Source organism: Trinickia sp. Y13, from assembly GCF_029522115.1.
Lineage (GTDB): Bacteria > Pseudomonadota > Gammaproteobacteria > Burkholderiales > Burkholderiaceae > Trinickia.
Window position 1 is genome coordinate 17774 of the sequence record NZ_JAKWFK010000028.1, and the last position, 9432, is coordinate 27205.

General features: G+C 61.1%; 9 protein-coding genes. 8 read left to right on the forward strand and 1 reads right to left on the reverse strand.

The genetic code is table 11. The annotated features are described in order from the left end of the window. Positions 1–194: 194 nt before the first annotated feature. Genes MMB74_RS26660 through tssF form a run of 4 tightly spaced genes read left to right on the forward strand, consistent with a single transcriptional unit; the run spans position 195 to position 5987 of the window. The gene (locus MMB74_RS26660; RefSeq protein WP_277431613.1) at positions 195–2357 is read left to right on the forward strand and encodes a hypothetical protein; all 2163 of its coding nucleotides are present in this window, start codon (positions 195–197) and stop codon (positions 2355–2357) included. Next, positions 2354–3826, forward strand: coding sequence for a virulence factor (locus MMB74_RS26665; RefSeq protein ID WP_277431614.1), 1473 nt, complete (start codon positions 2354–2356; stop codon positions 3824–3826). Before MMB74_RS26660 ends, MMB74_RS26665 begins: the two co-directional genes overlap by 4 nt. A 44-nt stretch (positions 3827–3870) precedes the next feature. Further along, the gene (locus MMB74_RS26670) at positions 3871–4134 is read left to right on the forward strand and encodes a PAAR domain-containing protein (protein ID WP_277431615.1); all 264 of its coding nucleotides are present in this window, start codon (positions 3871–3873) and stop codon (positions 4132–4134) included. Further along, the gene (tssF, locus tag MMB74_RS26675) at positions 4131–5987 is read left to right on the forward strand and encodes a type VI secretion system baseplate subunit TssF (protein WP_277431616.1); all 1857 of its coding nucleotides are present in this window, start codon (positions 4131–4133) and stop codon (positions 5985–5987) included. Before MMB74_RS26670 ends, tssF begins: the two co-directional genes overlap by 4 nt. Before the next feature lie 64 nt (positions 5988–6051). On the opposite strand, the gene rsmI is transcribed toward tssF, so the two are convergent. Then, complete coding sequence (gene rsmI, locus MMB74_RS26680; protein WP_277431617.1) at positions 6052–6933, reverse strand: 16S rRNA (cytidine(1402)-2'-O)-methyltransferase; 882 nt, start codon at positions 6931–6933, stop codon at positions 6052–6054. On the opposite strand from rsmI, the gene MMB74_RS26685 reads away from it, so the two are divergent. From MMB74_RS26685 to MMB74_RS26700, 4 genes are all read left to right on the forward strand, one after another. Then, the gene (locus tag MMB74_RS26685; RefSeq protein WP_277431618.1) at positions 6932–7423 is read left to right on the forward strand and encodes a YraN family protein; all 492 of its coding nucleotides are present in this window, start codon (positions 6932–6934) and stop codon (positions 7421–7423) included. The two genes, rsmI and MMB74_RS26685, sit on opposite strands and share 2 nt — an antisense overlap. 87 nt (positions 7424–7510) lie before the next feature. Continuing rightward, positions 7511–8098 carry an SIS domain-containing protein gene (locus MMB74_RS26690; RefSeq protein ID WP_277431619.1) on the forward strand — a complete coding sequence of 196 codons (588 nt, stop codon included), beginning with the start codon at positions 7511–7513 and terminating at the stop codon, positions 8096–8098. An 18-nt stretch (positions 8099–8116) separates the two neighbouring features. After that, entirely contained in the window at positions 8117–8917 is an 801-nt protein-coding gene (locus tag MMB74_RS26695; RefSeq protein ID WP_277431620.1) for a BON domain-containing protein, read from the forward strand. Positions 8918–8961: 44 nt separating this feature from the next. Further along, on the forward strand, positions 8962–9273 hold the full coding sequence (locus MMB74_RS26700; protein WP_277431621.1) for a c-type cytochrome: 312 nt from the start codon (positions 8962–8964) through the stop codon (positions 9271–9273). The last annotated feature ends 159 nt before the right edge of the window (positions 9274–9432 follow it).

The window sequence follows — 9432 nt, forward strand, 5'->3', positions numbered from 1 at the left end:
AGTCATGCAGAGCGGGTCGTTGATGCGTGAGGTAGTCTGAAAATCTTTCTCTTTTCGCCCGTTCGCAGTGAGTACGTGTTCAATCACCCGCTTGATCTTTGAGCGAGCGAACACGTCGTGATCTACCCCAGCCTGCCGCGCCGTTGGTCGTCATTTTCTTCAAGAACAAGAAGCAAGAAAGCGAGGACCGATCTATGACCGCTTCTTCGACTATACCGCGCGTACTCGTAAGCAGCACGCGCGGAATGATGTTGTTCGACCGGGATGCGTCGCTCATTTGCGTGAAGCAAATGCCGTTGCCCGGTATCGTCATCTTCGTGCATGGCGTGAATTCGGACGGCGAATGGTACAGCGCCTCGGAAGAGGGGCTGTGTCGCGGCTTGAATGCGCGGCTCGGCCGGAAAGACGATCAACTGAAATACAAGGGCATTGCAGCGGGGCAGCTCTTGCCAGTGCAATACATCGAGAGCTTGACGGCGGATGGCTACATCAATCCGGAGATGACCTCCAAGACTTACATCAAGCAGGAAGCATCGTTCTCCCCCGTCATTCACTTTCGCTGGGGATACAAGGCCAATAAAGAAGAATTGAAGCGTTACGGGTCGAACATCTTTCTGAACGAGCAAAACTACTGGGGCGGTGGGCCGTTTGCCAACGGCACCTCGAGCCTTCCCGATCTATGGCACGAAGGGCTAAACGACACGCTGTTTCTTTGGATCACCGTGCAGCATTTGAACTCCGTGCCTGCACGCAAGGTGTACCAATGCCCGCCTCGCGGCTACATGGTCCTCGCCGCGTTGCGCCTCGCCAAGCTGATCGAGTCGATTCGTCGAAAGCAGGCGGATACGCCGATCACAGTGGTTTGTCATAGTCAGGGAAACATGGTTGGGATGGCCGCCGCGTTCCTCGGCGACCGGCTTGCCGAGGTGACCGACGTGTTTGGCGCGAGCGGCAGGTGCGTCGCCGATACGTACGTGCTCTGCAATCCGCCGTATAGCCTTGTGCCGAGTATCGGGACCGATTCATGGGCGCAGCGCGGCATCAAGGATCGGGGTGGCCGCAGAGGACGAGAAAGCTACATGGCGCGCGCCGAGACGCTGAAAGCTTACTTCGAGATCTTGCGTGAACGCGCGGCCCGCGAGCCGAATGCTGCGGAACTCGATGAGGAGATGGCGAACTCGCGGACGTCAGCAAGTGGTGGCGCGGCGTACAACGCGGGCGACGATCGCACCGCGCACCGGTTGAACGGACATACTTACGGACGCGTCACGCTCTATTGCTGCCCGCATGATCAAGTCATATCGGCTGAGACCGTCCAAGGCATCGGCTGGCGTGGGTTGAGCGACAAGGAGCGTGCCGATACGAATGCCGATGGTGTGTTTACCCAGCGAGTGTTTTCGTCGGGGTTCGAAGTGGGCAATACCGGTGTGTATTACCACTACTGGGACGACGACTGGCGCAGTGGCAAGAATAAAAAGGAAGGGTTCTGGTTTCCGGCTTCGCCCGCCGTTCGCTTCTCGTTGGATCGCGGCCTGAGGGCGGGCATGAATCCGCTGCCGCAGATCATGACTTTGGCCACTGCGCCGGTGCTGTATTTGGTCAACGTATTCACGCGGATCCCGGTGAATGCTAGCCCCGATCCCGATTGGCGGATCTATATCAATGCGCCTGCATTGAAGACGCCGTTCAAGCCGAAAGCGGTCCGGTTCGGCGCGGTGTCCATCGTCCAGGATGGGGAGCACCGGAGCGATTTCAACGAGGGCTTCGATCCTCCGTCTCAAGCCCTCAACAAAGATAAGGGCAGCGACGGCACGCCGTTGAATCCAAACGATCCCTACGATGCGTGGCAAGGAGAACGATTGGGCACGGTGCAAACCGAGGCGGCGCAGCGGTACGAAGACCATGCGGCGCTGAGGATGCTGGTTCGTCGCGAGAATCGCCCAGACTGGGTGGATAAGGACGGCAACGTCGTAGGTGAAGACGACCCGAGCCAAGCAAGCGTCGAGTACGAATATTGGCGCAAAGACCAGATCAACGCGATTCTCAGGCAGGGCGTCGACAACAACGCGACGAATCACTCGACGATCATGACCAATGCCGAGCATGCGGAGAAGGCGCTGGCGTATGACGTGGCGATTGGGCTTTGCTACTTGTCGGAGGAAGATTTGACGAAGCTTCGCGTCGCTGCAGATTGGCGGTTTGGCGACGATTCGAAGACCGACGATCCTGACCATCTGTATGCCAAGTACTTCGTGGAAGGCGTCGTGAGAAAGCAACCGTTGAGCGATTGGCTGAAGGCAGATCCCGAAGCGATGATGCCATCGAAGATCTTCGATCAGCGAGACGGCGTCCTATGAACCTTATTTCTACTTGGCGCCGCCGCTTCGGGCTGGCAGCACTTGTGATGCTTAGCGCGTCGTTTGGTGTTGCGGTGCTGATGTTCTCTGGCGAAGCTGCACATCGTTCATGGAGCCTGAAGGAAGTGACTGTCCAACTCTTCGTGTTTCCCGCGCTGCTGGCCACTGCCGTTCTATGCTTTTCCACTGCTGCCGCTACGCCAGCTCGGATGGATGCCATCAAAGGCGCCGAATCGGGATCGCCATCGTCGGAAGCACCTCAAAAATTCACTGCGCAAGTGGTTGGCGTCGAATGGCTCAATCCGCTGCAGCGTCGAGACTACCCGACGGAGTGGCAACTGCTATGGACACTCGGCCTGGTTAAGCCCAATCCCAACGATGATGTGGTGCGAACCAAGCCGGCAAAATTCGGTTCCGTTCAACCAGTCGCCATCGTAGTGAACGGCCTTTGGGGGGAGGAAACATTTGAGGGATTTCATCGCAAGTATGTCCGCCGATTGTTACGGGTTTTCGCCGATAGGTATGTGATGAACGAACAGTACTTCTACACAGTGGCATCGACGTGGAAGCGCGATTGGCGCGAACTGGCCGGAATACACGTCGAATACGCACTTCCGGTAGGTAGGCTGGAGCCCGAACCAGCACGTGATTGCTTGCAAGAGGAGATCGTCGGGCTATTCAACATTGGCAACCGCTATTTTCCCGATCTGTGGTCCAAAGACACGCCACCGGACGTTCACGTCACCCTCGGCGGCCCCAACGCAGGCTTCGCTTCGCTAAACGCCGCCCTCGATTATCTTGAATCGCATCCGAAGGAAAGCGTTTGGGTGATGAACTGGGATGCCCCCAGTTTTCCACCGGACGACGAGCAGATGAACGAAAACATGACCCTGCTGATCCTTGCAGGGCCGCATATGAAGACCGAGCGTGATCCCCTCGCTTGGATCAGCCGAGTTGCGTCCGCGAACGTTAGCGACTTCGAGCGGAAGGTAGGCACATCCCGCAAAGTGCAAGCCTGGAAAGCCGCGATCGACGCTGCCGCCGTCAATGCAAACATCAAATCATCCGACATCAGCTATGTCATCCACGACGCCGGCCAGGGCAGCGACGCCGCTTCCGACCGCATTGGGGCGCTGGGGCAAACACTTACAGAGACGTTGCCCGACTTCGACTTCCGGAAACAGACCTTCAACACGCCGGGGTTGCTCGGCGAGATGGGAGCCGGAACAGCACTTACCGACATAGCGCTGGCGATCGGCCGAGCGAATCATCTCGGGGGACATGTCTTGGTTGCCGGCACAACGGACCCCACCCAACTGAGCGCGGTGATCGTCACACCGCCGGCTCAGTTGATCCCGATCGATACAGCGCGAAACTGGTTCAGGGCGCGCGGGGAGGGCGATGCATACCTTCCTTGGTGGGGACGCCGGCGCGACGTCGCGTACCCGAGACAAGGATTCACGTACTAACGAGGGCGGCATGCAAGGGACAACCCAACCTGGAGTATGAAAACATGCGCGGAGTGATTCGCGTCGGCGATTCAACGTCGCACGGCGGCATCGTAAAGAAAGGCAGGCAACAATCGACCGTGATGGATCGGGCGGTTGCATGCGTCGGCGACGAATGCGCATGCCCGGTATCTGGACATCAAAAATGCACGATCATGGAAGGCGATGACAAGGTCTTGATCGACGGCCGTCCCGTCGCCTTCCACGGGCACAAAACCTCCTGCGGCGCGACACTGATATCGAGCATCCCGACGTCGGGCCGCCTATGACCGATTCCGTCGACGACCTACTCCCCGACTACGAGCATGAATTGGCGATATTGCGCGGGTCCCTCGCTGAATTCGCGCAACGCAACCCAGAAGCTGCGGCGCGGCTTTCGATTTCCGGTGAGCACTCGGACGATCCGCACATCGAACGATTGATTCAATCCGCCGCGCTGCTCAATGCTAGAGCGAGCCTGCGCATTAACGACAACTACCCGGAATTGCCGACCGGCCTACTCGAGATCCTTCGACCGGAGTATCTCCGACCATTCCCGTCATGTTCAATCGCCCGCTTCGAAGGCGGCCAGGCCATCGCGAAGCTGACGAGTCCCTGCACCGTCGAACGCGGAACCGAACTCAAAACGCGGACCGGTGAGTATCGATTTCGTACGGTCTACGATGTGACTTTCTCGCCATTGCGGATCACCGACGCAGGGTACGCGCCGCCCACCTCAGCCCCAGCAAAGGTTCGGTTGCACGAGGAAACGACAGGCATCGTTTCGATCAAGTTCGGCGGGCTGTCTGCGGGCCTCATGTCGAGCAGCGCTATTCCCGAACGTGTACGCGTCTTCGTCGATGGCAATCGCCGCGAGGTTGCCGCCATCATCGATACCTTGTTGCTTCGCACATCGAATGCGTTTGTCGAAGTCGACGGAAACGGAACTTGGATTGCCTTGGATCCTGTGCCGGTATCGGCGGCGGGGTTTGATGTTGCCGAGGCGCTCATCGAGCGGCGCGACACGAATCAGTCACATTTCCGAGTCCTGCTCGAATACTTCTCGTTCCCGGAGAAGTTCGACTTTATCGATGTCGACGTCTCCGCGCTAATGCAGATCGCCGGCTCGTGTCATAGCGTGACCCTGCATTTGCCAATCAAGGGCGTGCATCGCGATTCGCACCTGTTCCAACATCTGCAAGCGATCGACGCGGCGAACTTCATATTGCTCTGCACGCCAGTCGTCAATTTGTTCGTCACGCGGGCAGAGCCGATCGCACAAGAACAGACGAAGCCCGCCGTCTTCCCGATCATGCCGGGCGAGGTGAGCGGACCTGAGGCCGTGGTGTACCGCGTCGACGAAGTCACCGCCACCATGGATACCCCGAAGGGAACCATCGTCAGGAACGTCTCGCCCTTTTTGTCCTTTTCTAAGCACACGTATCACACGCCTCAACATGACTTTCCGATGTATTGGCTAATAGAACGCGATACACGGTTCGCCGAAACAGAGGCGGAGCAGAACATGCTGCTTTCGCTCGTTGATGCCAGCGGCGGGACGTTGACGGTGCGGCGAACGCAGATTGGCATGGAGCTAACCTGCACGAACGGCAATGCGCCCGCCAAGTTGCAGATCGATTATCCGAGCGGGGACTTCGTCTACAGCAATGAGGCGCTGACGGGGCGCGTGTCGATGTCCATACGGCCGACGCCAAGCGTTGCCCGGTCGAATGTGCGCAATCAGCTATGGGATGTGGTTGCGATGCTGTCGGCGGGGCCTTTGTCGATTTGCGAGGCCGGTCTGCCTGCGTTCAAGGCGCTATTGACGGCTCATGCGCCATCGCAATCGGCGTGCGCAAAACGGCACATCGAGAGCTTGATCCATCTCTCGCACGAAAACGCGCTGGACTGGGTGGTAAGGGAACCGCAACCGAGCTTGATGCGGGGTATGCGCGTGCGTTTGGCCGTCGACGAGGCGCTGCTCGCCGATTGCGCGATGAGTGTATTTGCACGCGTGCTCGAAACTGTTTTTGCGCATTACGCGCCGGTAAATAGCTTCGTGCAGTTGGCTTTCGTGTCGGCGCAGAACGGAGCCGAGCTCGTGAGAGGGAAGCCGTTACCCGGCGCGATCGAGCTTGTTTGAAGAATCGCCGCGCGTGTTGAGCGCGGCGCCTGCGATCGATAGCGCGCTGCCCGCCACAAAGCCGTCAGCCCTCCCGCTTCGATATCTCCAACGCCCGAGCATACAGCGCGTTCCGAGAGGCCCCGGTAATCGTAGCCGCGAGCCGTGCCGCGCTACTGACGGACACCTCTTCGAGCAACAACGACAGCAGCGCGTCGTGCGCCGCCTCGTCTTCGTCGGTGCGAGCCGGTGCGCCTTGAACCACGAGCACGAATTCCCCGCGTTGCCGATTCGGGTCGGCAGCGAGCCACGTTGGCCCTTCGGCTAGGGTGCAGCGGTGAATCGCTTCATGTAGTTTTGTCAATTCGCGCGCAACCAGGAGTTGCCGCTCGCCGCCGAACGCGTCGGCCAGGGCTTGCACGGTTTCGACGATCCGATGCGGCGCCTCGTAAAAGACCATCGCGTGCGGATGCGCGGCGAGCGATTGCAGATTCGCGGCGCGTTGCTTGGCTTTCGTCGGCAGAAAGCCGAGGAAAGAGAACGTGCCGACAAAATCCCCGGCGGCGGAGACGGCCGTCGTCACTGCACTCGCGCCGGGCAGCGGCACGACGGCGAAGCCTGCTTCGCGCACGGCGTCGACGAGCTTGGCGCCCGGGTCGGATACGCCGGGCGTGCCGGCGTCGGAGACATAGGCGACGCGTTCCCCGGCGCGCAGGCATTCGACGATACGTTCGGCTGCTTCCCGCTCGTTGTGCTCATGCACGGCCACGAGTGGCTTGGACAGGCCGTATAGCCCGAGCAACTGCCCTGTATTGCGTGTGTCTTCGGCGGCGATGCGATCGACTAGGCCGAGCACGTGTAGCGCGCGCAGCGTGATGTCGGCGGCATTGCCGATCGGCGTTGCAATGACATAGAGCGTGGCGGCCGGGTACTGCTGCCGCTGCGCGAGATCGAGGAGATCGGACATGAAGCGAGAGACGCCAACGAGCGAGGGAAGGCCGCCATTGTGCCATGCGCGGCAGGCGGCGACGGTGGGTGGGCGCGGGCCGCGGCCGCCGGGTGAAAGCGGATCGAATGGTGTGGACAACTTTTCCGGGCGGGGCGAGTCGAAACGCCTCGGAGCCGTATTCGAAGCGCACGCGCTTGATTTTTTGCGGCGGCAGCGGCTGCGCCTCGTCGCACGGAACGTCAGTTGCCGCGGCGGGGAGATCGATCTCGTGATGCGCGACCGGGACGGCTCGCTCGTTTTCGTCGAAGTGCGCGCGCGGGCGGGTGGGCGATACGGCGGGGCGGCGGCGAGCATTGGCGCACACAAGCGCCGGCGTATCTTGCTGGCGGCTCGGTACTTCTTGGCGACGCGGGGCGAGGGCGCTAGCGCTTGCCGCTTCGATGTCGTCGTGTTCGAGGGGCGGCGGCTGATTTGGTTGCGCGACGCTTTTCGCGAGGATGGGAGTTAAAACGTGCCTGAGGAGACCGGCCAGTACGGTAAACTTGCGCGCTGACGAACGGCCGCGTATTGGCGGGGCCGGCAGAATAGAGAACCGATGTCAGTCGAACGAATTCAACAGCATTTTCGCGAAAGCGCGGCATTGAAGCTCGAGGCGCTGGATGCGTTGTCGATGCCGATTGCCGCGGCCATCGACACCTTGTTCGGTGCGCTTGCGAACGGCAACCGGATTTTCGCGTGCGGCAACGGCGCGGGCGCAGCGGACGCCCAGTGCTTCGCCGCGCATTTGATCGGCAGCTTCGAGCGCGAGCGCCCTAGCTTGCCGGCCATCGCACTCACGGCCGATAGCTCGGTGCTGACGGCGCTGAGCGCGGGTGGCGCATTCGATACCGTCTACGCTAAGCAGTTGCGCGCCTTGGGTCATGCGGGCGACGTGCTGCTCGTCATTGCGTCGGCGGGGGATGAGGCTAATTTGCTCGAAGCGATCATGGAAGCGCACGAGCGCGAAATGATCGTGATTGCGTTGACGGGGGACGGCGGCGGCAAGGTGGGCGAAGCGCTGGCGGATTTGGACATACAGATTTGCGTGCCGTCGCGGCGGGCGGTGCGGGTTCGCGAAGTGCATGTGTTGGCTATTCACTGCTTGTGCGACGGCATCGATGCCATGTTGCTCGGCGAAGATTGACTTCGAAGGAGTTCGTTGATGAGGGCAGATCGCGTCATGAAGACGTTCGTGCGTGGAACGCTGGCGGTGACGACGGCGGCGGCATTGGTGGCGTCGTTGCAGGGGTGTGTGCTGGCGGTGGCGGGCGCGGCAGGCGGCGGGGCGCTGGTGGCGACCGATCGTCGCACGGTGGGCACGCAAACCGAGGATCGCGAGATTCAGGTGAAGGCCTATTCGCAGATCGCCAACGAACTGGGTGACGACACGCACGTGGACGTGACGGTGTTCAACCGGCGCGCGCTGCTGACGGGTGAAGTGCCGACGGATGCGGCGAAGCGGCGTGCGGAAGAGATCACGCGCGGCGTGGGGAACGTCGAATCGATCGTCAATGAGATTGCCATTGCGCCGAAGACATCGTTTTCCGACCGGGCGAACGACTCGTACCTGGTGGCCCGGGTGAAGGGGGCGTTGATTGCCGAGAAGGGCATTTCGGCGAACGACTTCAAGGTGGTGGGCGAGCGCGGGAACATCTATTTGATGGGGCTCGTGACGACGCAGGAGGGTAATCTCGGGGCGGCGGTGGCGGCGAACGTGCCGGGGGTGATGAGCGTCGTGAAGGTGTTCCAGTACATCAAGCCGGAAGACGCGCAGACCTTGGCGCCGGCGGCGGGGCAAGCGGCGAGCGCGCCTAGTTCGGCGCAATCGGCCGAGGCTGAGCCGACGGTGGGGGCGGTGCCGATGGGCGGCGTGACGGCGCAGCCGTTGGATCAGAAGACGGCGGCGCCGGTTTCGAACTCGACGGAGGTGCATCCGGGGAGTTCGGGGCAGGTTAAGCAATGATGAGCGGGTTTTTGCGGGGTGGGCTGGCTGTTGGTTTGGCTGGGATGGTTTGGGTGGCGTGGCCCGGGGCGGCGGTCGCGGCTTCGGCGCCAGCGGGGTATCAAATCGCTCAGCAGAACGCCTGCCTGGGATGCCATACCGTGGATCGGAAGCTTGTGGGGCCCGCTTTTAGGGATATCGCCGCTAAGTACAAGGGCGATGCGGGCGCGGAAAGCCGGCTGGAGAAGAAGGTGCGCGACGGCGGGGCCGGGGTTTGGGGTGTCATTCCCATGCCCTCGCACCCGCGGATGAGTGATGCCGATATTCGGACCGTGGTCGCGTGGGTGCTCAGCGGGGCGCCGACGGCGGGTAAGTAGTCGCGCTCGGAGGCGGCGGTTTCCAAGGGGGCTGTCAACCCAAAATAGAAATGTCCGGTGGCGCGCAAAGTAGAAATGTCCGGTGCGGGCCGCGACGTCGCGCGTAGCACGGCGTTGCGGGCCGCACCGGCACCGGAAGTGGTCAGGGGGCGCGCAACG